The 23868-nt window shown below is 57.2% G+C and carries 21 protein-coding genes and 1 pseudogene; 11 read left to right on the top strand and 11 right to left on the bottom strand.

Annotated elements, in window-relative coordinates; all coding sequences use genetic code 11:
• Positions 1–13: 13 nt before the first annotated feature.
• Positions 14–1861: a polyurethane esterase gene (locus tag BLW11_RS16620; protein WP_048361722.1), complete on the top strand. Its 1848-nt coding sequence runs from the start codon at positions 14–16 to the stop codon at positions 1859–1861.
• A gap of 38 nt (positions 1862–1899) precedes the next feature.
• On the opposite strand, the gene BLW11_RS16615 is transcribed toward BLW11_RS16620, so the two are convergent.
• Positions 1900–3534: a methyl-accepting chemotaxis protein gene (locus BLW11_RS16615; protein WP_048361723.1), complete on the bottom strand. Its 1635-nt coding sequence runs from the start codon at positions 3532–3534 to the stop codon at positions 1900–1902.
• Positions 3535–3814: 280 nt separating this feature from the next.
• Between BLW11_RS16615 and BLW11_RS16610 the strand changes: the two genes are divergently transcribed.
• On the top strand, positions 3815–4645 hold the full coding sequence (locus tag BLW11_RS16610; RefSeq protein ID WP_048361724.1) for an undecaprenyl-diphosphate phosphatase: 831 nt from the start codon (positions 3815–3817) through the stop codon (positions 4643–4645).
• A complete protein-coding gene (locus BLW11_RS16605) occupies positions 4642–5079 on the top strand; it encodes a DUF1294 domain-containing protein (RefSeq protein ID WP_048361725.1) in 438 nt (145 codons plus the stop codon). The genes BLW11_RS16610 and BLW11_RS16605 overlap by 4 nt, the downstream gene beginning before the upstream one ends.
• A 3-nt stretch (positions 5080–5082) precedes the next feature.
• Here the strand turns inward: BLW11_RS16605 and BLW11_RS16600 are convergent, their stop codons facing one another.
• Together BLW11_RS16600 and BLW11_RS16595 are read right to left on the bottom strand one after the other, a co-directional pair.
• Positions 5083–5427 (bottom strand): MmcQ/YjbR family DNA-binding protein, encoded by a 345-nt coding sequence (locus BLW11_RS16600; protein WP_048361834.1) that lies wholly within the window; start codon positions 5425–5427, stop codon positions 5083–5085.
• A 5-nt stretch (positions 5428–5432) separates the two neighbouring features.
• Positions 5433–6341: a LysR substrate-binding domain-containing protein gene (locus tag BLW11_RS16595; RefSeq protein WP_048361726.1), complete on the bottom strand. Its 909-nt coding sequence runs from the start codon at positions 6339–6341 to the stop codon at positions 5433–5435.
• A gap of 124 nt (positions 6342–6465) precedes the next feature.
• On the opposite strand from BLW11_RS16595, the gene BLW11_RS16590 reads away from it, so the two are divergent.
• Both BLW11_RS16590 and BLW11_RS16585 read left to right on the top strand, forming a co-directional pair.
• Positions 6466–7077 (top strand): FMN-dependent NADH-azoreductase, encoded by a 612-nt coding sequence (locus BLW11_RS16590; protein WP_048361727.1) that lies wholly within the window; start codon positions 6466–6468, stop codon positions 7075–7077.
• 159 nt (positions 7078–7236) lie between these two features.
• On the top strand, positions 7237–8268 hold the full coding sequence (locus BLW11_RS16585; RefSeq protein ID WP_048361728.1) for an alpha/beta hydrolase family protein: 1032 nt from the start codon (positions 7237–7239) through the stop codon (positions 8266–8268).
• A 33-nt stretch (positions 8269–8301) separates the two neighbouring features.
• Here BLW11_RS16585 and BLW11_RS16580 read toward each other — a convergent pair whose 3' ends face one another.
• From BLW11_RS16580 to BLW11_RS16550, 7 genes and pseudogenes are all read right to left on the bottom strand, one after another.
• A complete protein-coding gene (locus tag BLW11_RS16580) occupies positions 8302–8679 on the bottom strand; it encodes a tail fiber domain-containing protein (protein WP_241486174.1) in 378 nt (125 codons plus the stop codon).
• Between the two features lie 271 nt (positions 8680–8950).
• Entirely contained in the window at positions 8951–10138 is a 1188-nt protein-coding gene (locus tag BLW11_RS16575; RefSeq protein WP_048361730.1) for an MFS transporter, read from the bottom strand.
• Positions 10139–10413: 275 nt separating this feature from the next.
• Positions 10414–12567, bottom strand: a complete 2154-nt coding sequence (locus BLW11_RS16570; RefSeq protein ID WP_048361731.1) for a TonB-dependent siderophore receptor — start codon at positions 12565–12567, stop codon at positions 10414–10416.
• A 318-nt stretch (positions 12568–12885) separates the two neighbouring features.
• Complete coding sequence (locus BLW11_RS16565; protein ID WP_074836841.1) at positions 12886–14472, bottom strand: ABC-F family ATPase; 1587 nt, start codon at positions 14470–14472, stop codon at positions 12886–12888.
• Between the two features lie 20 nt (positions 14473–14492).
• A pseudogene (locus BLW11_RS24110) lies at positions 14493–14805 on the bottom strand (site-specific integrase); the annotation flags it as partial.
• Positions 14806–15182: 377 nt separating this feature from the next.
• On the bottom strand, positions 15183–15392 hold the full coding sequence (locus BLW11_RS16555) for a hypothetical protein (RefSeq protein WP_048361733.1): 210 nt from the start codon (positions 15390–15392) through the stop codon (positions 15183–15185).
• A gap of 670 nt (positions 15393–16062) precedes the next feature.
• Positions 16063–17013 (bottom strand): LysR family transcriptional regulator, encoded by a 951-nt coding sequence (locus BLW11_RS16550; protein ID WP_048361734.1) that lies wholly within the window; start codon positions 17011–17013, stop codon positions 16063–16065.
• 130 nt (positions 17014–17143) lie between these two features.
• Here BLW11_RS16550 and BLW11_RS16545 point away from each other — a divergent pair, with 130 nt between their 5' ends.
• From BLW11_RS16545 to BLW11_RS16520, 5 genes are all read left to right on the top strand, one after another.
• Positions 17144–17419: a DUF2798 domain-containing protein gene (locus tag BLW11_RS16545; protein WP_048361735.1), complete on the top strand. Its 276-nt coding sequence runs from the start codon at positions 17144–17146 to the stop codon at positions 17417–17419.
• Between the two features lie 143 nt (positions 17420–17562).
• On the top strand, positions 17563–18600 hold the full coding sequence (locus BLW11_RS16540) for a zinc-dependent alcohol dehydrogenase family protein (RefSeq protein WP_048361736.1): 1038 nt from the start codon (positions 17563–17565) through the stop codon (positions 18598–18600).
• Between the two features lie 253 nt (positions 18601–18853).
• Positions 18854–19168 (top strand): acid-activated periplasmic chaperone HdeA, encoded by a 315-nt coding sequence (gene hdeA / locus BLW11_RS16535; protein ID WP_048361737.1) that lies wholly within the window; start codon positions 18854–18856, stop codon positions 19166–19168.
• Between the two features lie 191 nt (positions 19169–19359).
• Positions 19360–19872, top strand: a complete 513-nt coding sequence (locus tag BLW11_RS16530) for a hypothetical protein (RefSeq protein WP_048361738.1) — start codon at positions 19360–19362, stop codon at positions 19870–19872.
• Positions 19873–20330: 458 nt separating this feature from the next.
• Complete coding sequence (locus tag BLW11_RS16520) at positions 20331–21482, top strand: PQQ-dependent sugar dehydrogenase (RefSeq protein ID WP_048361739.1); 1152 nt, start codon at positions 20331–20333, stop codon at positions 21480–21482.
• A 48-nt stretch (positions 21483–21530) separates the two neighbouring features.
• Here BLW11_RS16520 and eco read toward each other — a convergent pair whose 3' ends face one another.
• Positions 21531–22013, bottom strand: coding sequence for a serine protease inhibitor ecotin (gene eco, locus BLW11_RS16515; RefSeq protein ID WP_048361740.1), 483 nt, complete (start codon positions 22011–22013; stop codon positions 21531–21533).
• A gap of 195 nt (positions 22014–22208) precedes the next feature.
• Here eco and pgm point away from each other — a divergent pair, with 195 nt between their 5' ends.
• Positions 22209–23849 (top strand): phosphoglucomutase (alpha-D-glucose-1,6-bisphosphate-dependent), encoded by a 1641-nt coding sequence (pgm, locus tag BLW11_RS16510; RefSeq protein WP_048361741.1) that lies wholly within the window; start codon positions 22209–22211, stop codon positions 23847–23849.
• The last annotated feature ends 19 nt before the right edge of the window (positions 23850–23868 follow it).

Raw genomic sequence — 23868 nt, 5'->3', positions numbered from 1 at the left:
GAGAGTAAAAACCATGGCGATTTTTGACTACATGGATGTGGGATCAAACGTTTCAACGGCTCTCGTTAAAGATGCGCTGGCCATCACGCTTTACAGTTATCACAACCTCGACAACGGCTTTGCCGTGGGTTACCAGAAAAACGGCATGGGCACCGGGCTCCCCGCCACGCTGGTCAAGGCCGTGCTCGGCGGGACCGACTCGCAGGGGGTGGTGCCGGGGATTCCCTGGAACCCGGATTCAGAAAAACTCGCCCGCGAAGCCGTGGAAAAAGCCGGCTGGACCCCCATCAGCGCCGAGCAACTGGGTTACGCAGGCAAGGTTGATCAGCGCGGCACTTTCTTCGGTGAAAAAGCTGGCTATGGTACGGCTCAAGTGGAGATCCTCGGCAAGTACGGCGCCGATGGCCAGCTGACGTCCATTGGCATCGGGTTTCGCGGCACCAGCGGGCCACGGGAATCGCTGATCACGGACTCCATTGGCGATGCCATCAGCGATTTGCTGGCCGCTGTCGGGCCTGGGGATTACGCCAAAAACTACAGCGCCAATGCGTTCGACTCATTACTGGGCAAAGTGGCCGCCTTTGCCGGTGCCCAGGGGTTGGCCGGCAAGGACGTGCTGGTCAGTGGCCATAGCCTGGGCGGTCTGGCGGTCAATAGCCTGGCCGATTTGAGCGGCGATCACTGGTCGGGTTTCTATCGTGATGCGCGTTACATCGCCTTTGCTTCGCCCACACAGAGCGAAACCACCTCCAGCGTGCTGAATATCGGCTACGAGAACGACCCGGTATTCCGCGCTCTGGATGGCTCGGATTTCAATCTGTCGTCCCTGGGGGTACACGACGCGCATCAACCGTCAGCCACCAACAATATTGTGAGTTTCAACGATCACTACGCCTCCACTGCGTGGAACCTCATGCCCTTTTCGATTGCCAATGTCTCGACCTGGGTCACGCATTTACCCAGCGGCTACGAAAGCGGGATGACGCGGATTCTCGACTCGGCGTTCTACGACTTGACGGGCAAGGACTCGACCGTCGTGGTTGCTAACCTGTCGAACCCGGCACGGGAAAACACCTGGGTTCAGGACCTGAATCGCAACGCCGAGCCCCACAAGGGCAGTACGTTCATTATTGGCAGCGACGGCAACGACCTGATTCAGGGCGGGCGCGGCAATGACTTCCTGGAAGGGCGTGAGGGCAATGACACTTTCAGGGACAGTGGTGGCCATAACATCATTCTGGGCGGTAAAGGCATCAATACCCTGGACCTGCAACAGGCCATGAATCGCGTGGAAGTGGTCAATGACGGGCACGGCACCCTCTATGTGCGTGATGAACACGGCGGGCTCAGCATTGCCCGGGATATCAGCCTGTTGTCCACGCAAGAGCCGGGCTGGCTGGGGATGAGCAAAACCGTGGTCCATCGGGTTGCCGATGACGGCTTGTGGGCCGGCAATAGCCGCAGTGACTACACCGGCTCGGTGAAGGCAGGGGCCGGGGACAGCACGCTCAAGGCCGGTGAACACGGCGACTGGCTACTGGGGCAGGGCGGCAACGATCATCTGATCGGTTCGCGGGGCAATGATGTGTTTATCGGTGGCGCGGGCAATGACTTGCTGGAGTCGGGGGGCGGGATCAATACCTTCGTCTTCAGCGGGCATTTCGGCAACGATACGCTGCTGGGGTATCAGGCGACCGACACGCTGCTGTTTCTGGGGGTTGATGGCGGGTACAACGCCGACTACCGGGCCCACGCCAGTGCTTCGGGGCACGATACCGTCCTGAGCTTTGGCAATGACTCGGTGACGCTGGTCGGCGTTGGGCTGGCCTCGCTGGCGGGCAACGACATTGTGATTGCTTGAGGCGCGGCAGGCTGCAAGCGTGCAGCCTGCCGCTGCGTTCACACCCTGAACTGGCGCAACAGCCCATTGAGTTGCACGCTCAGTTCCTTGAGGTGAGCACTGGCAACGCTCGACTGCTCCGCAGCCTGGGCGGTGCCTTGGGACAGCTCTGCGGCGCGGGTCACGTTCTGGTTGATGTCTTCCACCACGTGAGCCTGTTGCAGCGTGGCGCTGGCAATGGACGCATTGAGGTCATTGAGATTGCTCAGGGCCTGGCCAATGCTGGTCAGGCTCTGCCCGGCCTGTGTGGCCTGCTCGATGGTCAGTTGCGAGGCTCGACTGCTGCTGCCGATCACATCCACGGCGGCCTCGGAATGCTTTTGCAAACCTTCGATCATGGTCTGAATTTCGGCCGTGGATTTTTGCGTGCGCTGGGCCAGCAATCGTACCTCGTCAGCCACCACCGCAAAGCCCCGGCCTTGCTCGCCTGCCCGTGCGGCTTCAATCGCTGCGTTGAGGGCCAGCAGGTTGGTTTGGTCGGCAATCGAGCGGATCACTTCAAGCACGCTGCCAATCTCGCTGCTTTGTGTGGCCAGGGTGCGGATCACCTCTACCGCTTGATGGATGGTGCCCGACAGTTCACCGATCTGCTGCAGGCTGGTATCGATGTTCTGCTGGCCAAGGTCGGCTTGCGACTGGGCGCCGCGCATTTCGCTGGCCGCGTGCTCAGCGTTTTTGGCCACTTCTTGCACGGCGTAGGTCACTTCGTTGATCGCCGTGGCCACCTGATCCATTTGCAGGGCTTGCTGCTGGCTGCGCTGCTGGGCGTCGGTCGCGTCGCTGCCCAGCGCTGTGGAAGATTGTTCCAGAGCAGTGGCGGTGGCTTGCAGATGGCTGATCACATTGCGCAGCTTGGCGGTGAAGGCATTGAAGTGCTGTGCCAGCAGGGTGACTTCATCCCGGCCGTGGGTATCGAGGCTACGGGTCAAGTCGCTTTCACCGCTGGCGATATTGGCCATGGCCTGCACGGCTTCTTGCAACGGTCGCACGATGCTGCGGGCAATGAGTGTCACCAGTAGCGCCATCACCAGCGCGATGCCCACGCCAGCCCAACTGGCCTTCCAGGTCTGGGCGCGGAACTCGGCCTGCATGTCGTCGATGTAGACCCCGGAGCCGATCACCCAGCCCCAGGGCTCGAAGAGTTGCACATACGAAGTTTTTTGCACCGGTGCTTCGGCCCCCGGCTTTGGCCAGCGATAGTCCACCATGCCGGCACCTCGGGTTTTCGCGAGGCTGGCCATTTCGTTGAAAATCGCAAAGCCGTCCGGGTCCTTGACGGTCGACACGTCCTTGCCGTCAAGCTTGGGGTTGGTGGGGTGCATGATCATGAAAGGGCGCAGGTCATTGATCCAGAAGTAGTCGTTCTGGTCGTAGCGCAATTGGCTGATCACGGTGAGCGCCTGCTGTTGCGCGGCCTCACGGCTCAGGCTGCCGGCTGTTTCCAGGCCGTGGTAATACGAGAGAACGCCGCTGGCCGCTTGCACCACATGCCGGGTTTTCTGGGCTTTGCCTTCATACAAATCGTCATGTATCTGCTTTAGCATCAATAAGCCCAACGCCAGCAGCATGGCCATGGCCACGATCAAGATCAGCCACAAACGTCGGCTGATGGACAACCCGCGCAGGGTATTCATAAGTAGTCACTCCGTATTTTTGTTCTTGTGGTGATTCACTGAACAACTTTCAGACTTGTCTGTCAGACAACACCGGGGATATGTCATAGCAGCGAAAGTGGAACGTGTCTGATAGGATCTCGGCCGAAATTGGCAAAGCTTCATCTTTATTGATTTCTGACAGTTTTTTCACACCGCTGTGGTGAACATGGCACACCTGTAACCCACTCTACGGCAGCGGTTGCAAACACTTAATCATGACTAATCAGCTCTGCATGAGGCAGGGCTTTATGGGGGAATAATGGATCTTTGGACTGCCGCTCAGGCGTTGATACTGGGCGTCGTAGAAGGCTTGACGGAGTTTTTGCCGATCTCGAGTACCGGCCACCAGATTATTGTGGCCGACTTGCTGAATTTTGGCGGCGAGCGGGCGATGGCGTTCAACATCATCATCCAGCTGGGTGCGATTTTGGCTGTAGTCTGGGAATTTCGCCGCAAGATCATCGACGTTGTCGTCGGTTTACCCACCAAACCTGAAGCGCGACGCTTCACCACCAACCTGATCATCGCGGTGATGCCGGCAGTGGTCCTGGGGGTGATTTTCGCCGACGTCATTCATGAGTACCTGTTCAACCCGATTACCGTTGCCACGGCATTGGTCATCGGCGGCATCATCATGCTGTGGGCCGAGCGTCGCCAGCATGTGATTCGCGCCGAAACAGTGGACGACATGACCTGGAAAGACGCGGTAAAAATCGGCTTTGCGCAATGCCTGGCGATGATTCCCGGCACTTCGCGTTCCGGCTCGACCATTATCGGCGGCCTGCTGTTCGGCTTGTCGCGCAAGGCGGCTACCGAGTTTTCATTCTTCCTGGCCATGCCAACCATGGTCGGTGCTGCCGTGTACTCGGGCTACAAATACCGTCATCTGTTCCAGCCTGACGATTTGCCGGTGTTCGCCATTGGTTTCGTGACCTCGTTCATTTTCGCCATGATCGCGGTACGGGCATTGCTGAAGTTCATTTCCAACCATAGCTATGCCGTGTTCGCCTGGTATCGCATTGCATTTGGTCTGCTGATCCTGGCCACCTGGCAGTTCGGCTGGATCGACTGGTCAGCAGCGTCCGCGTGAAAAAGCAGGTTAAAGACCGGCGCGCGCAAGTCGTCGCGCCAGAGCGCAAAGGCACGCCAATTCGCGGCTTGAAGCTCAAGCTGCTGGTGTTCGCGCTGCTTTGTGCGTTGCCGGTGGGCGGCTCGGTGAATGTGATGCTCACCGGTATCAGTCGGGTGCCGTTGCTGGCCTATGGCATTGCCAGCATTCTGGCGTTTGGCCTGTACTGGTACGACAAACAGCAGGCCAAGGCGGGGCAGTGGCGCACGCCGGAAAATGTCTTGCACGGGGTCGAGCTGCTTGGCGGCTGGCCGGGGGCCTTGGTGGCTCAACAGATGTTTCGCCACAAAACCCGCAAGTTGTCGTATCAGGTGTTCTTCTGGCTGATTGTTGCGCTGCACCAGGTGGTATGGATTGACGTGCTGTTCTTGAAGATGAGCTTTGCGAACCTGTAACGATCAGAGCAACAAACCGATCTGACGCTTTTTCGCCAGCTTGCTGACCACCAACTGGTGGGAGCGGCGCAACAGGTCTTGCAGTTCTGCAGCGCCCATCGGGTAGGGCGCTTGCATGTTGATCCAGTACGCCCGCGCCAGATATGGCGACGGGCGTATGCCTGGACGGTCTACATAGCCCAGAAACAACTCTTTTTCGACCTTGAACGAAAGCCCGTCCTTGTTGAGGTTGAACAGGGCAAACATCTTGCTCTGGTCGACATAAAACACCTGAACACCTCCCCATTTCACGTCTTCCTTGACGCCCGGCAGGCTGCGGCAGAATTCGGCTACGTCATGTTTGGTCATCTGGGTCATAGCAGTTTGTCTCCACAGCTTTCGAATGACTCGACCAAGTGGTCGATCCAGGCCCTGACGGCAGGCATCACCCCGCGCCTGTGAGGGTAAACCGCATGCAGCCAGCCCCCTGGCAGTGTCCATGAGGGCAAGATTTGAACCAGCTGCCCGTCTTGCAGTTCCTGTTCGCAATACATCATGGGCAGTACCGTAAAGCCCAGGCCGGAAAGGGTGCAAGCTTTGCGCACGACAAAATCGTCAATCCCCAGCCGCGCCTCAAGCACCAGGTTACAGGCCTTGCCTTGCTCATCGAGCATGCGCAAATGAACCATGCGATCAGGCTCAAGCGCACCCAGCAGCGGCACGTTTTTCAAGTCGTCGGGGCTATTGACCGGCCACTTGCGGGCAAACTCGGGGCTGGCCACCATCACGGTACGGGCCTGACGCAGGCGACGTGTCACCAGCAACGGGTCCTCATCGCCTTCTTCGCGCACGCGCAAAGCCACGTCGATGCCTTCGGTGACCAGGTCGACGCGCCGGTTGAGCAGGCTGACTTCCAGCTGGACCAGAGGGTAAGCCTGCAAGAACGTACTGATGACGCCGGGCATGAACTCATGGGCCAGGCCTACGGGGCACGAAACGCGCAAGCGGCCCCGTGGCTCGCTGGACATGCTGGCCACTGCCTCGTCGGCCATTTCTGCTTCCAGCAGCATGGCCTGGCAATGGCGCAGGTAGCGCTCGCCCACCGCCGTGAGTTTGAGCTGGCGGGTCGTGCGCTGCAGCAGGCGGGCGCCCAGGCGCTCTTCAAGCTCGGCCACCCGTCGCGACAGGCGTGACTTGGGAATCCCCAGCAGGCGGCCCGCTGCGGCGAAACCACCGGCTTCGACCACCTTGGCGAAGTAATACAGATCATTGAGGTCTTGCATGGCGGGCTCACTGTCCTACAGATGGGACGAACTATCGCATGGCGGCCGACTTATCGTCGATTGCTTTCATCTATAGCATCACCTCCATCAGATCGCCCAGTGGCGGTCCTCACCGGAGATCACCATGAAACTATTGCATATCGATTCGAGCATCCTGGGCGACAACTCCGCTTCGCGTCAGTTGAGCCGTGAAGTGGTCAAGGCCTGGCAGGCTGCCGATCCAGAGGTTGAAGTCAGCTACCGCGATCTGGCCGCCGAAGCCATTGAACACTTTTCGGCCGCGACTCTGGTGGCTGCTGGCACACCGGCAGAGCTGCGTGATGCTGCACAAAAACACGAAGCACAATTGAGTGCTGACACCCTGGCGCAATTTCTGGCGGCTGACGCGGTAGTGATCGCGGCACCGATGTACAACTTCACCATTGCGACCCAGCTCAAGGCGTGGATCGACCGTATCGCGGTTGCCGGCCAGACTTTCCGCTATACCGAGGCCGGCCCTGAAGGCCTGTGCGGCAACAAGAAAGTGATCGTGGTATCGACCTCGGGCGGCCTGCATGCTGGCCAGGCCACAGGCGTGGCCCATGAGGACTACTTGAAAGTGATACTGGGCTTTATGGGCATCACTGACGTCGAGTTTGTGCGTGCCCACGGCCTGGCATACGGCGACGAAGTGCGCAGCAAAGCGATGAACGATGCCCACGCGCAAATTAAGCAGGATCTGTTCAGCGCAGCGTAAGTAATCTGAACCGCGGCAACGACTAAACTCTGTACTCTGGACGTCAGCGGGATGACCAGAATACGGAGTATTTTGCGTTTGGCTTGGGTTGTGCAGGGTTGAAGGTCAACGCTCTGGCATCGCCGGTTGCAAGCCACACGCCATCAAAGGTAAGCATCCATGATGCGTCTATGCGCGGTACTGGCATTGTTGCTGGCATATTGCCCCCTCGTGGTGCAGGCCGAGCCGCAGGCCCACTGGAGTGTGGGTTTTCATCGCTTGAGTTTTCTCGATCCGCTGGACGATCAGCCCATGCGCGCCATCGCCTTTTATCCGTCCGCGCAAGCTGAAGGGCTGACCAAAATGGGCAACTATGAGGTCGAGGCCACCGAAGACGCCAAAATTGTCACAGGTCGCTATCCGCTGCTGATGCTGTCCCACGGCAATACCGGCACGCCCCTGGCGTTACATGACCTTGCAACCTCACTGGCCCGCAAGGGCTTTGTCGTGGTGGCGGTTATTCACCCCGGTGACAACTATAAAGACCACAGCCGCCTGGGTACCCTGAGCAACCTTTATGGGCGGCCAATGCAGATATCGGCGGCCATCAGCGCAACCCTGGCTGATGGCGATTTGTCCCCCTATGTACATGACGATCAGGTAGGGGTGATTGGCTATTCGGCGGGAGGGGAAACGGCGTTGATCCTGGCCGGCGCCGAGCCGGATCTGGACCGTTTGCGGCGTTACTGCCAGGAGCGGCCGGAGGACCATGATGCCTGCACGACCAAGGGTGAACTGATCGCCGATCGCGATGACCTGGTCCCTGTTTCTGATTCACGTGTGCGAGCGCTGTTGCTGATGGCCCCGTTAAGCCTGATGTTCGGGCGCCAAACCCTGGCGGATGTGCATGTGCCCGTGTTGCTGTACAGCGGCGAAAACGACAGCCTGGTGTTCCCCGACATGAACGCCGACGCCCTGGCGCGCAAATTGCCGATGGAGCCTGAGTTCAAGGTTATTCCCGGCGCGGGGCATTTTGTATTTATGGCGCCATGTACCGACGAGCAAATGACGGCAATGCCCGGGCTGTGTACAGATGCCGAAGGGGTCGATCGCGAAGATGTACATCGTGATCTGATTTATGAGGCGGGGCGGTTTTTCAGCAAGACCCTGGGGTCCGTACCGGTCAGAAAAACTGCTTCGACCAGTCAGTAGGCTTGCCCTGCTGACTGGCTCCACTGGAAACGATCAGTGCGTCTTGTTGGCTGCTTCCAGTTGCTTGATCCGCGCATCCATTTCGCGTACCGATTCGATCAACGGTGCAACCAGTTTTTCGTAGTCCACGCGCAGGTATTCTTTATCTTCTCGAATTAACTGCGGATAGACTTTTTGTACATCTTGCGCAATCAGTCCGACGTCCTCATGCCCACCGTTTTTCCAGTTGAACGTCACGCCCTGGAGTTGCAGCAGCTTGCTGGTGGAGTCAGTCAGGGGGCGAATATCTGTTTTCAGCTGTGCGTCGCTGAAAGGGCAGCAGGGCCAGCCATGGGGCGGGGCATTCAGGTCAACCTCTGCTTGTGCAACAGTGTTCAACCCCAAGTACAAAGCGGGAACAGCGACAGTCATTATCAATGCACGCATTTTTTATTATTACTCTATAAGAATATTCAGTTGTTGGTATAGGCAGCTCACGCCGAACTTAGTCAGCGGATCGAATATTGTCGTAAGAGATTTACTTCGCAATAGTAGCTATGTGCCTGAAAGGATTCTTGATGTTGCAGAGCGGTGTTTCGCCTGAAGATGCTGGCTGTTTGCTAACTTCAGACGTTAGTCTTAATTTTTAAATATATTTCATGTGCCGTGCAACGGAAGTTGCCTGTAAGTTAAATTTCTGAACTTAGGAAGTTTTGCGTAAGGATAAACCTACAGTAAGTATCAGCCCCAGAATACTTAGCAGTGCAGCACTGAAGAAAATCCACGGGTAACCCATGTTTAATGCAATCGCGCCCATGATCGGGCCCGCGATGGCCAGTGCCAGATCGAAAAACACCGCGTAGGCACTCAGCCCAGCCCCCCGGCTGCTAACGGGCACTTGCTTGACCGCCTCGACGCCAAGCGCCGGGTACACCAGCGACAGGCCAAAACCCGTAAGGCCGGCACCTGCCAAGGCATAGGCAGGGCCAGGCGCCAACCACAGTAATGTCAGGCCGACAGTTTCGATGGCCATACAGGCAATCGCCACGGTGTAGCCGCCCAGGCGGTTGATGCTGTTGGTAAACACCAGCCGCGCGAGAATAAAACACACCCCGAATACCGACAGGCAATACGCCGCGCCGACCCAGCCGCGGTCGATATAAAACAGGGTGATAAAGGTGGTCAGCGTGCCATAGCCAATGGAGGCCAGGGTCAGGCTGATGCCATACGGAGCAATCAGGCCGAACACCGACCAAAAGGGCAGGCGTACGCCGCTTATCACCGGGATTGAAGGCTTTTTGCGAATCAGCAGCAGCGCGAGCAGTGCCAGCAGCAACAGCGCCACGCCCAGACTGGCGAAGCCCAGCCGGTCGATCATCACCACACCCAGCGGCGCACCAATGGCGATGGCGCCGTAGGAGGCAATTCCGTTCCAGCCAATGGCCCGGGCGGTGTGTTGGGAGCCGACCTGGCCGATACCCCAAGTGATGGTGCCGACGCCGATCAGGCCCTGGGCGATACCCAGGAAAACCCGCCCGACCAGCAAAATGCCCAGGCTAAGCCATGGCCATTGCTCCAGCATGACGGCCAGGGTGGTGAGCACGCCGCTGATGGCGATCCCGATCAAGCCATAAACGATGGCCGGCTTGGTCCCTAGACTGTCTACCAGTCGCCCGGCCGAGGGGCGGCTGAGCAGCGTCGCCAGATACTGCGAGGCAATGGCCAGGCCCGCGATCACGGCGCTGAAGCCCAATTGGTCATGGACATAACCGGGCAATACGGCAATCGGCAAGCCGATGCAGATAAACGCAATGAAGGTGTAAAACACGATCGACAGGATTTGCAGGGTAACCGACAGGGAACTCTCGCAGGGTGGGTGTTGCGCGGGCATAGACGAAGCATCCGGCTGACGGTCAATGACCGTCATGATGGCGTGGCCCAGGAATAAATGAAAGCAGGCTAACTATAAGCCTGGCGCTGCCACCGCGATGGCCGCTACGGCGCGGGCTGAGCGCTGGAGCGCTGTGAGACTTGAGCATGCATGATTAAAAAGGCTGGTGAGGACTCCCCAAATGGCCTTCGACGCTTTGCAGAAAATGGATGGTTTGCGGCATTTCAGTACCGCATGCCACCCATGTGCCGGTGTAGCGCATCAGTTGTCGCGTGTCACAGCGTCCACTTCAGCGAAAACATCAGGTTGCGCGGATCGCCGTAAGTCCCCGAGCCGCTGGCAGTAGGGATGCCCTGCCAGTATTTTTGATCCAGCACATTGTTCAAGTTAACCCGTGCATCCCAGTGCTCATCCAACCGATAGCCGGCCATCAGACCAACCACGGCATAAGGATCCTGCTCGGCATGACCGTTGCCGACCCGGCCATAGGTTGCGCTTTGCGCCAGCACGTCGGCGCCAATGCGTGCTTTGGCAAACGCACCTTGCAGGTGGTAAGTGGTGGCCGCCTTGAACAAATGCTTGGGCTGGTTGGGGGCGAACAGGTTGCCTTTGTCGAAAGCCTTGTCCTTGACGTACTGGCTCAACACCAGAGTGTAGGCGGCAGATGCCTGCCAATCCGGGGTGAGGGCGCCACTGATTTCCGCATCCAGACCACGGCTGCGGACTTCGCCTGCGGCTTCGTAGCACGTACGGTTGGTGGCCAGGCAACTGGCGGGCTGGGTGTCGAGTGCATAGGCGCGGTTTTGCTGGGTCATGTCGAACAGCGCCAGCGATGCGTTCAGTTCACCGTTGAAGTACTCGCCCTTGATACCGACTTCATAGCTGTCCCCGGTCATCGGCTTGAGCACCGAACCTGCTACGTCCTGTTGCGTTTGCGGTTTGAATATTTCGGTGTAGCTGGCATAGACCGAGTAAGTGTCGTTGATGTCGTAGACCACGCCAGCATACGGTGTGACTTGCTGAGTGACCTTGTAATCGCCGGTGCCCGAGCGGTTGTCGTATTCGTACCAGCTCAAGCGGGAGCCGATGATGACGTGAAGAGGGTCGAACGGGTTGAAGCGAGCGGCGGCATAGACGCCTTCTTCCGTCGCGGTGTTCTGGCTTTGATACGGTGTACGGTCAGCAATGTCCGGCTTGGGAATCACACCCGGGTCGAAGTTGTAGATATCGATCGGCGTCCCCTTGGCCCAGAAGCCACCTTTTTGGTCGAATTTTTCCTGGCGACGGCTTGCGCCTATCGTCAGCTCATGTTCGCGGCCAAACAAGCGGAACGGGCCCGAGAGCGAGCCGTCGAGGTTGGTCTGTACATCGGTGGTGTCGTATTGGCCCGAGGACTGTGTAAACCCGCCGCCCTTGGCCGCGCTCAAATAGCTGGAGAACGTGTTGGACTCGGCCCAGGTCTTGGCGAATGCCAGCCTTGAGGTCCAGCCGTTGTCGAAGCGGGTGGTGAGGTCGGTGAACAGGCTGACGTTGTCCCGATCCCAATAGGCCCAGTCGTTGCTGAGGAAGGTCGACCGCGACAAGTGCAAGTCTTCGCCATTTGGGCCTGCTGGCAGGCTGCCCCAGTCCGAGGTTGCGTCGTCCCGTTGTTTGGAGGCACCGAAGCTCCAGGTGGTTGCATCGCTCAGATCAGCTTCCACAACGCCGTAAAAAGTCTGGCGTAGCTTGTCGCGCTCATCGATATAGCTTTTGTTGTCTTCATAGGCGGCCACGACACGGCCGCGCAGGGTTCCCGAGTCGTTGAGCTTGTTTGAAGCGTCAACCTCTGTGCGGTAGCGATCCCAGCTCCCGGCGCTGGTGGTGATGCTGACCTGCGGCGTTGCGGTAGGGCGCTTGCGCACCAGGTTCAGGGTGGCTGACGGGCTTCCGGCACCGCTCATCAGGCCGGTCGCGCCGCGGACTACCTCTACGCGGTCATACATGGCCAGATCCGCTCCGGCAATGGTGTCCAGAGTGAAAGTACTGAGACTGGTGGGCAGACCGTCGTACATCAGGTTGTCGATGATAAAGCCGCGGGCGAGGAACTGTTGGCGATCCCCACCGAACTTGCGCAGGGTGATGCCCGGTGCGTACTTGACCACATCGTTGAGGTCGTTCATGCCCTGGTCATCCATGCGCTGGCGGGTGATGACGCTGACCGATTGCGGCGTTTCGCGGATCGACAACGGCAGGCCGACAGCCGTGCTCATGGCGCCGGTGGTATAGGAACCGCTGCCTTCGGTGGTGGCGTTATCGGTTATCACGCTTTGGACATTGATCTTCACTTCACCGAGATTCAGCGGGCCAGGACTGGCCTCAGCTGCAAGGGTTGCAGCCGAAAAACCCAGTGCCAGGGCACCGGTCAACGAGGGGATAAAGGAACGGGGCATCAGGTAGATCCTGCGAGTGGAGAATACTAGTGCCGGTCAGTCAGAAATTTCGCGGTGATGAATACTTGTTGTCTGACAACGGACTACGCCATAGCCCGATACTAGAGACTTATTCGCAGGTGTAAATAACAATCGTTCACATATGGGTATGTTTTTCATTCGCTCTAATGGAGTAGGTCTCCCAAGCCAATCCAGCAGGTGCGGTATTTTCAGACGCCAGAAACGCCAATGCCCCGACAAGTCGGGGCATTGGTCTTTGGTCCTGCTCAGGTTGCTCAGTCACAAGCTGGTGCAGGTGGCCGTTCGCAGTGTCTCAAATCAGAACACAACGCCCTGGCTACGCAGGTAGTCATCGTATGTGCCGCTGAAGTCGATCACGCCACTTGGGCTCAGCTCGATAATACGAGTGGCCAGCGAGGATACGAACTCACGGTCATGGCTGACGAATACCAGAGTACCCGGGTAGTTCTCGAGTGCCAGGTTGAGCGCCTCGATGGACTCCATGTCCAAGTGGTTGGTCGGTTCGTCCATGATCAGCACGTTGGCTTTTTGCAGGATCAGCTTGCCGAACAGCATGCGACCTTGCTCACCACCGGAAATCACCTTGACCGACTTGAGGATGTCGTCGTTGGAGAACAGCATGCGGCCCAAAGTGCCACGTACCATTTGCTCGCCTTGAGTCCACTGGCCCATCCAGTCGAACAGGGTCATGTCGTCTTCGAAGTCGTGGGCATGATCCTGAGCGTAGTAGCCCAGCTCAGCGGCATCAGTCCACTTCACAGTACCGGCATCCGGGGTCAGTTCGTTGACCAGGGTGCGCAGCAGGGTGGTTTTGCCGATACCGTTCGGGCCAATGATCGCGACGCGCTCGCCGGCTTCAACGGTGAAGCTGAAGTCCTTGAACAGAATCTTGCCATCAAAGCCTTTGGCCATGTGCTCGACCATGACTGCCTGACGGTGCAGCTTTTTATTCTGCTCAAAGCGAATGAACGGGCTCACACGGCTCGAAGGCTTGACCTCGGCCAGCGTGATCTTGTCGATCGCCTTGGCGCGGGAGCTGGCCTGCTTGGATTTCGAGGCGTTGGCCGAGAAGCGGCTGACGAACGCTTGCAGTTCGTTGATCTGGGCTTTCTTCTTGGCGTTTTCCGACAGCAGTTGCTCGCGCGACTGGGTAGCGACGGTCATGTACTCGTCATAGTTGCCCGGGAACAGACGCAGTTCGCCGTAGTCCAGGTCAGCCATGTGGGTGCAGACACTGTTCAGGAAGTGCCTATCGTGGGAGATGATGATCATCAGGCTGTTGCGCTGAGTCAGAATGTTTTCCAGCCAGCGGATGGTGTTGATATCCAGGTGGTTGGTTGGTTCGTCGAGCAGCAGTACTTCAGGATTCGAAAACAGTGCCTGAGCCAGCAGAACGCGCAACTTCCAGCCTGGCGACACTTCGCTCATCGGGCCGTTGTGCTGTTCGATACCGATACCCAGACCCAGCAGCAGTTCGCCTGCACGGGATTCAGCGGTATAACCGTCCATTTCGGCGAACTCGGTTTCGAGTTCGGCAACGGCCATGCCGTCTGCTTCAGTCATTTCCGGCAGCGAATAGATGCGATCGCGCTCGGCCTTGACCTTCCACAGCTCCTCGTGGCCCATGATCACGGTATCGATCACGGTGAATTCTTCGTAAGCGAACTGGTCCTGGCGCAACTTACCCAGACGCACGTTCGGCTCCAGCATGACCTGCCCGCCGGATGGCTCAAGGTCGTCGCCGAGGATTTTCATGAAAGTGGACTTGCCGCAACCGTTGGCACCGATCAAACCGTAACGGTTACCTGCACCAAATTTTACTGAAACGTTCTCGAATAGCGGCTTTGCGCCGAACTGCATCGTGATATTTGCTGTGGAGATCAATTACTTTACCTATCAATAGCTTAGAGTTCGCTGGTTTCAGCCGATACCAATTTGATACCAATTTGGAGCTTTTCCAGCTCGCTCCAATCTGAGCTTGAGTCGATCCAACGCGCATAAGTAGACAGCAACATTTGGACGCTAGGGCCAAGCTGCTGGGAAATGAAGGCGGGATTCAAACCGGACATTAAGCATATTGTCGCATAGGTATGGCGACAGTTGTACGGTGGACGGGATCTGATTCCGGGTGTTTCCAGGGTTTGGGCCCCTTTCTTTGTCTAAATACCGGCCTCGAGGTCGGTAAGCGCTGTTCTTTGACGGCGGAAAAATGAGCGGTGCGCCCGGAATTTGCGACACAGCTCTTTAGCCGGTGCTTTGGATGGGAATCCCCTGGCGTTTTTGGCGTGGGCCGAACGCTACTCATCGCCAGCAAGAAGCCAGGCGAACAGCGCGATCAAGAGGATTAAAGAGACAAGGTTATTTTGAGGAGCTGAAGGCTCCGGTTTTTTATTGCGCGGTTCGGGTGTTTGCCCCGAGACGTGAGACGCCATGATTAAACCCTTCGCTGATTCAGCCGCCCGCGGGCATCCAATTCGGAAGGGAAAATAAAGAATTCAGGTTCGCCGGGGCAATTCAGGCGATTCCTGTTTGTGTGCGGGAAGGTTCCCTTTTCAGAGGCAGATGGTATGTAATACGCCCAAAACCAGCAGATATCAGTGAAGCGTAATGACCCGGCGGCTTTCGCCAATCCTGATTCTGTCCAGTGCACGGTTCAACGCGTCCAGGGCATCGAGAAGGGCTTTTGCTTCAGCTTCCCGACCATCCCCCCAAAGTCGTTCGGCCATTTTGTTCAGGGCCTGGATCGACCTTTCTATGTCGGCAGCCGTGACGGCCTGGCTGTTTGCGGGATTCTTTTTCGGCATTATCCAAACTTCTTCGGGGCCCGATCGATGAGGGTCATGATCTGGCAAGGCTGAGCAATTGTACTGCCTCGCTTGCGTAACGACAGGGCTGAAGTGTTTGCAGGGCGCCCATGGCCCCCAAATAGCATCCTCTGCGTGGGTGGGAGCCAATAACTTCCTGAACAGGTCCGGGAAGCATTAATGGTTTAGTTTGGGACTCAATGACTGTGCAGTCATGTAAACAGGATTAATACTAAAGTATTGCAAGTGTGCAGCAGTGCACACTCTAGTCGGACACGATCTGACCAAAACACTGAAACTAAAACAATCACCGGCTGATGCGGATTTTTTTGTGCGTTAGTTCACAGATAAATGTACCTGTGTCGCCTCGGAGTACGTAAAGGGTTGCCCTGTAAGCGGCAGAGGTGCGGGTGCAGTGAAGGTCGCGCATCTTTCGGTAAGCCCAGTTCCAGCCACGCCTGTTTGTGACGTTCATGTTATTCATTCCTTGAATGGTTCGATGGCTGAGTGTACCAGTACATTAAAAAACAGTACTCATCCGTAGCGTTTATTTTTCTGCTTACAGTACAGATATGTGCACTACGTTTTAGTGATATATCGTTTTGAGTGTATTGAATTAGGGGTGTAATTCAAATAGTGATCGCACCAACTTAGTGCGCATGGAAAGCGCTCAATAAACAGGTGTGGAGTACGAAATATTGTCTTTTGGCCAGCGCATTTTCAGGTGTTCGGCTAAGTATTCGATAAAGGCTTTAACTTTTGGTGTCATGGCTGCGCGATCCTGTACGCAAGCGTAAATATCCAGGGGTTCTGCGTAGGACTCGGTCGATTCATGGCTGTTTTTCAGCAGCGTGATAAGTCGGCCAGATTCTATATAGGGCGCAGCCACGAACTCGGCAAGGCGCGCAATCCCGGCACCGTGGATCGCCATTTGCGTCAGTGCGTCGATATCGTCACTGATCGCGGTGAAATTCAGCGGTGCGTAGTAGTGCTGCCCGTCGCGGATAAACCCCCAGCGCAGCAAGCGCCCGTCCAGCGGGTAGCGAAAGGCCAGGCAGGCGTGCTGCTGGAGCTCTTCCGGGGTGCGGGGCGTGCCGGCTCGAGCCAGATAGGCCGGGGAGGCGCAGACGATAAAAGGAACAGAAGCGATCTTGCGCGCGACGATCCCTTCCTCCAGCTGAGGTTTGATCCGCAGGCTCAGATCAATGCCTTCCTGAATGTGATTGATTTTGCCATCAGTGGTGCACAACTCAAGCCTCAACCGCGGATAGCGCGTAGCAAAGCCCGCAATCAACGGGGCCAGCACGTGCCGCCCGAACGCGGAGGTCGACGCAATGCATAGCCGACCCTGAAGTTCGGTTTCGCCATTGCTGAGGGCCAGCTGTGCCGACTCCAGGTCGGAGGCAATGTGCCTCACTCTGGCATAGTACAGCGTGCCGTTTTCGGTCAGCGCCATGCTGCGGGTGGTGCGTTGCAGCAGGCGAGTGCCCAGATGTTCTTCCAGGCGGTTGATGGTCTGGCTCACGGCCGCGGCACTGATCCCCAGCTGTTTGGCCGCGCCTACGATGGAGCCTGTTTCGACCACTTTGATAAAGCTGGCAATTGCCGATAACAGATTCACTTTGGATGGGCTCGAGAAGGCTATTCGTAAGGTTTTCTTTATAAAGTAACTATCGAGAGGCGTCTAGTTGTAGGTTTCTGAACTTGTTAAGGTCCTTCATTCCTTAGGTTGAAGCTGGAAATGGACTGATATGACGTCGAAACAATCTTCTAACACCCTGTCCGTGAAACGCCTGAAGCTATCTGCACAGGCCACGCCGTATGTGTTCGCGTTTTACATGTCGGCAATCATGGCTTTTCTGATGTGCCTGGTGATCACTGCTGCTAACTCGGGCATTGAGGGGGATTACCTGAGTAATGTGCTGCACGCCTATCAACTGGCCATGCCCGTTGCCTTTCTGTGCGTTCTGGTGGTACGCCCGATCGTGAGCAGACTGGTGTCTGCAACAGTCCATCCGCACCGTTAGTCTGACAGGCATTTATATGACCTGTGGCAAGGGTGTTCCTGAAAAAGGCTGCTTAACTGCACCTGTGTTTTTCGGGGCTGCCGTGCAGGATGCACATCAGAGGTAGCCGCAGCTGTTTCTTGATCCGGTAAAGGAAAACCACCATGAAAGCGCTTACCTATCAGGGGCCAGGCGAGAAATCCTGGTCCGACATCCCCAAACCGGTCATCGATAAACCGACCGACGCCATCGTGCGTATCCTTCACACCACCATCTGCGGAACCGATCTGCACATCCTCAAGGGCGATGTGCCAGAAGTCACTCGAGGCACCGTTCTGGGCCATGAGGGTGTAGGCGTGGTTGAGGCGGTCGGCCCGGCCATACGCAATTTCAAGCCCGGTGATCATGTGCTGATTTCATGCATCACCTCCTGTGGCAGTTGCGCCAACTGTCGGCGTCAGATGTATTCCCACTGCGCAGATGGCGGGTGGATCCTGGGGCATACGATTGACGGAACCCAGGCTGAATATGTGCGTATCCCCCATGCCGATAACAGCCTCTACCCGGTGCCTGCCGGGGCAGATGAAGAAGCCTTGGTGATGCTGAGCGACATTTTGCCGACCGGCTTTGAAATCGGCGTGCTCGCGGGCAAGGTCAAGCCCGGAGACAGCGTCGTGATCGTCGGCGCGGGCCCGGTGGGCATGGCGGCTTTGTTGACGGCACAGTTTTATTCTCCGGCCCAGTTGATCATGGTGGATGGCGATACCAACCGGCTCGAAGTCGCCCAACGGTTTGGCGCCACGCATGTGATCGATATCAATACGCAAAACGCGGTCGAGCGCATATTCGAGATTACCCATGGCGTGGGGGTCGACGTTGCGATTGAGGCCGTGGGTATTCCAGCCTCCTTTGACACCTGCCAATCGGTCATAGCCCCGGGCGGGAGCATCGCCAACGTGGGTGTGCATGGCAAAAGTGTCGAATTGCACCTGGAAAAGCTGTGGATCCAGAACGTCACCATCTCCACCGGGCTGGTGAATACCAATACCACGCCCATGCTGATGAAAACCGTGGCGTCCGGGAAGATCGATGCAGGCAAGTTGATTACCCACCGCTTTGCGTTATCCGAGATCCTGCAGGCGTATGAAGTGTTCGGCAATGCGGCCAAGGAGAAGGCCATGAAAGTTATTCTTTCTCAATAAAATGTAATGCCGGCCGCCAGCATGTAGTTGCTGTCGGCCGGAGAGGCTCATGGGTGCATTAAAGGCGGATTTATATAAAATCATCGCCAAAGTTACTGTGCTTATTGTTTGGTTGTATAAAAGTGTCGTGCGATACGTCCGTATTAAAAAGATCTAAAGTTGACTGTTTTTTTGACAGGTACACGGTCTGCGACTATGTTCTTTGCGGCAGCAATACACGTTACTGAATCTTTGATAATAGGGATATTTGCATATGAAGAAGCACATTCTGTTAATGGGCGCTGTGGGTCTGGTTGCACTGTCTACGTTGGCTCAGGCTGAAACCAAACAGCCTGTATCGAAATGGACGTGCGCGGATTTCCTGGCCGTTGATGAAAGTTTCCAGCCGACGGCTGTAGGCTTGGGTGAGGCGATTAACAAAAAGGGCAAAGTTGAAGATGCGGTGCTGGATGTAGACGGTATCGCAAAAATCACGCCAATCGTTGTGACAGCCTGCAAGGAAACCCCAAAAGAATCCTTCGTGAGCAAACTCAAGTCTGAGTGGGCAAAAATCAAGAAAGACGTGTAACCCACGCCAAGCCTGTACTTCCCAGGAGTACAGGCTGACTCCCTGCTTGGCCCCCCCGCGAAGTTAAAATATCCCCCCGTTTTTTTGAATTTCCTGCCCCGCCAACCCTCTACATGAAGTCAGGCCTGCCTTGCTGGCCAGAAGGGCGTAGTAGACTACGCTCGTGTTATCTCTTTGTGTCGGGGAATCTTATGTTAATCAAGTCATTAGCCGAGCTTGACCGTATCCGTGACGAGTGCCGCTCCATGGTCACCAAACGTTCGGCAGTATCGGCAGGTGCTGCTGCAATTCCGATACCCGGGCTCGATATCGGTACGGATGTGGCGCTTTTGGTTGAAATGCTACCGGCGATCAACAGCAAATTCGGGTTGACCCCGCATCAGATCGAGCAGATGGACTCGCGATCCAAGCGCCTGATCATTGTGGCGGTCACCGGCATTGGCAGTGAAGTTATCGGAAAATTCATCAGCCGAACCCTGGTCATGTCGTTGGTGCGCAAGATGGGCGCCAAGGTTGCGACCAAGTCAGTGATTCGCTTTGTGCCTTTTGTGGGGCAGGCGGTAGCTGCAACCATCAGCTTTGGCGTGATGAAAATGGTCGGCAATGGCCATATCGAGGATTGCTACCAGGTATGCCGTGAGGCGCTGCTGGCCCAGGCGCGTGAGTCAACGGTGATCGAGATTGGTCCTGAAATCGACGTCTGACACGTTTTGTTAACCTTAAAGCCGAACCTGTTGCGCAAAAGCTCATCAAAGGTTTTAGGTCGACTCGAAGTGGAGGGCGTGATGAACAGGGCTATATCCAGTTTTTTACTCCTGCTGATGGGGGGCATGCTTGCCGCCCAAGCGCAGGCTCAAGCGTTGCCGGACCACCAGTCCCGCGCAGCACTCCCGGCCCAAGCCGAACGAATCGCGCAAAACACTCCGTTAATCAACACCCCTCCTGCGAACAACCCGATCCGGCGCATAAACCCCAACAGCCGTCAGGGCACGGGGGATTCTGTTCCGGGCGCTCGGGCCCCCTCGACTGCCCCCATACAGCCAAGACCCTCCATCGAAAATGGCCAGATCGGTAATGGCTATCCCCGCAGCCAAACACCTCCAAAACCCGCCGCACCGCCCCTCCAGCCTCGGGACGAACCCTATTGAACAAGGAATGGTTGATGTTGAGAAAAACCTTGCTGGCCACGCTGTGCGCCTCGGCGCTGTTAAATGTGGCATTCACGGCTCATGCCGACGGGCAGAAGACCTTTGTAACCGAAACCGGAACGATCACGGCAACCCCCGTCGTTGAAGGGCTCAACCACCCGTGGGCGTTGGCTTTTTTGCCCGACAGGCAAGGCATGCTGGTGACTGAGCGTGCGGGTAACCTGCGTGTCGTCAGCCAGGACGGCAAGCTGTCAGCGCCACTCTCGGGCGTACCGCAGGTGTGGGCCAAAGGGCAGGGCGGATTGCTCGACGTGGTGTTGTCGCCCAGCTTTGGCGAGGACCGCCTGGTGTACTTGTCTTACGCTGAGGGTGGCGGTGAAGACGGCAAGGCCGGAACCGCCGTCGGCCGCGGTCGTTTGTCGGAAGACCTGACCCGTTTGAGCAATTTTGAAGTGATCTTTCGTCAGGAGCCCAAGCTGTCTACCGGCAATCACTTTGGCTCACGTCTGGTGTTCGACCGCGATGGCTATCTGTTTATTGCCCTTGGTGAAAACAATCAGCGCCCGACCTCCCAGGATCTCGACAAGTTGCAGGGCAAGATTGCCCGCATCTACCCTGACGGCCGTATCCCCAAGGACAACCCTTTTGTGGGCCAGGCAGGCGTCAGGCCCGAGATCTGGTCCTACGGTCATCGCAATCAGCAGGGGGCAACGCTCAATCCGTGGACAGGCACCTTGTGGACCCATGAACACGGGCCCAAGGGCGGTGACGAAATCAACCTGATCGAGCGCGGCAAAAACTACGGCTGGCCGCTGGCAACCCACGGTATTGACTACTCCTCCAAGCCCATTTCCGAAGCCAGGGGCCAAACGGCAGAGGGCACCCTCGGCCCTCATCACGTCTGGGAAAAATCCCCCGGGATCAGTGGCATGGCGTTCTACGACGGGGACCGCTTCAAGCCTTGGCAACATAACCTGTTCATTGGTGCCCTAGCGGACAAGGACCTGATCCGGTTGCAGCTCGATGGCGACAAGGTCGTGCATAAGGAGCGTCTGCTGGGCGATCTCAAGGCGCGAATCCGCGACGTGCGCCAGGGCCCGGACGGGTATCTGTATGTGTTGACTGATGAAGATGACGGCGTCTTGTATCGCGTGGGGTTGCAGTAGCCAAAAAGCCTGTAGCCGCTGCCAAAGGCTGCGGCTACAGGTCATTCATTACTCGCTCACAGCCTGCTTGACCTGCTTGGAAGCAGACCAGATGCGGTAACGCACTTCGATGTCTTTGGGCGCGTAGACCACGATGGGCAGCTTGCTGTTGTAACGCAGCATGAAACCATCGCCTACCACCGGTACAAACTCGGGGTGGGCCTTGCCTTCGGGGCACGCCATCATCGTACTCATGGGGCCGCTGACCTTGTTCAGGCGATACATCGGGTAGCCCCAGCCCTTGAGGGTTTTCTCTTCCAGTTTGCCGCCCAGGCGCTGCTGATTGCAGTCGACCTGCAACGTCTTGCCCGCGATGATTTGGACTTTGTAGTCGTCTTCATTCTTCTGCTTGGGCAGATGAATGACCTGACGGCTAAAGCCCGCCTCGGCTTTAGGGTAGGGGGCGACGTCTTCCAGTTTGGCGGCGTTGGCCACGCTGCACAGCATACTCACGGAGAGTAGAACGGCTGCGCTGATCACCAGTGGTTTCATGCTGCTTCCTTATTTCAGTGCTAAAAATGTGCGTCCAGGTGAAGTAAACAACGTGTCTGGATCAACCTCAGACAACGAATAGTGCATTAAAGTGCAAAACAGATCACTGGGTGTGGATAGATTGCTTCGCGTCGATGTCGAACTGCCAGTAAACTGCCTTTTTTCCTCCGAATCACTTATTTCCCGAGGTTTTGCATGACACTCAGTCCTCTAGCGGGCAAACCGGCTCCGGCTCAGTTGTTGGTCGACATTCCACGACTGGTGACCGCCTACTACACCGGCCAACCCGATGCAGCGATTGCGACTCAGCGTGTTGCGTTCGGTACTTCAGGGCACCGCGGCAGTTCGTTTGAGTTGAGCTTCAATGAGTGGCATGTATTGGCTATCAGCCAGGCCATTTGCCTCTATCGCCAGATGAAGGGCATCAACGGTCCGCTGTTTGTCGGTATCGACACCCACGCACTGTCGACCCCGGCAGGCGCCAGCGCACTTGAAGTGTTTGCGGCCAACGGCGTAGAAACCATGATCGCCGCTGACGACGAGTACACGCCGACTCCGGCCATCTCCCACGCAATCATTTGCTACAACCGTGGCCGTACCAGCGGCCTGGCGGACGGCGTGGTGATTACCCCGTCCCACAACCCGCCTGAAAGCGGTGGCTTCAAGTACAACCCGCCAAACGGTGGCCCGGCCGATACCGATGTCACCAAGTGGATCGAGGCCAAGGCCAACGAACTGCTGGCCGCCAAGCTGGCCGGGGTCAAGCGTATGGGTTACGAGCAGGCCCTCAAGGCCAGCACCACGCACCGCCATGACTACCTGAACACCTATGTTGCCGATCTGAAAAACGTGATCGACATGGACACCCTGCGCGGTGCCAACCTGCGTCTGGGCGTTGACCCGCTGGGGGGGGCAGGTGTGCGCTACTGGTCGGCAATCGGCGAACACTACGGCCTGAACCTGGACGTGGTGAACACCAGCGTAGATCCGACATTCCGCTTTATGTGTGTGGACTGGGATGGCCGGATCCGCATGGACCCGTCCTCCAGCTATGCCATGCAAGGCTTGATCGGGCTCAAAGAGCGTTTTGACGTGGCATTCGCCTGTGATCCGGACCACGATCGCCATGGCATCGTTACGCCATCTGGCGGCCTGTTGGCGCCGAACAACTACCTGGCCGTGTCCATCGACTATCTGTTCCAGAACCGCCCGCAATGGCGCGCGGATGCTGCAGTCGGCAAGACAGTGGTCAGCAGCGGCCTGATTGATCGTGTCGCTGCTCGCCTGGAGCGCCGCCTGTTCGAAGTGCCGGTGGGCTTCAAGTGGTTTGCCGATGGCCTGTTTGAAGGTTCGCTGGGCTTTGGCGGTGAAGAAAGCGCGGGCGCTTCGTTCTTGCGCCTGGACGGCAGCGTCTGGTCGACCGACAAGGACGGTCTGATTCCATCGTTGCTGGCTGCAGAGATGACGGCCCGCACCGGCCGCGATCCTTCGCAGCTGTACCAGAAAATGACTGAAGAACTGGGCCTGCCGTTTTCGACCCGGGTCGATGCCAAGGCCACCCCGCAACAAAAAGCCCTGCTGGGCAAACTGTCGCCGGAGCAGGTCAAGTCCACCACGCTGGCGGGTGAGGCAATCACCCAGATCCTCAGCCACGCGCCGGGTAACAATCAGGCGATTGGCGGGCTTAAGGTCATGACGCAAAACGGTTGGTTTGCGGCACGGCCTTCAGGCACCGAAGACATCTACAAGATCTACGCCGAAAGCTTTATCGGCGATGAGCATCTGAGCCGCCTGGTTGAGGAAGCGCAAGTGCTGGTCGATACCGCTATCGCGTAAACACCCACAAAAAAGCCTG

Origin of the sequence: Pseudomonas deceptionensis, from assembly GCF_900106095.1 — a bacterium.
Classification (GTDB): Bacteria; Pseudomonadota; Gammaproteobacteria; order Pseudomonadales; family Pseudomonadaceae; genus Aquipseudomonas; species Aquipseudomonas deceptionensis.
The sequence above is the reverse complement of the archived record's forward strand: the minus strand, read 5'-3'. Positions and strand labels throughout refer to the sequence as shown.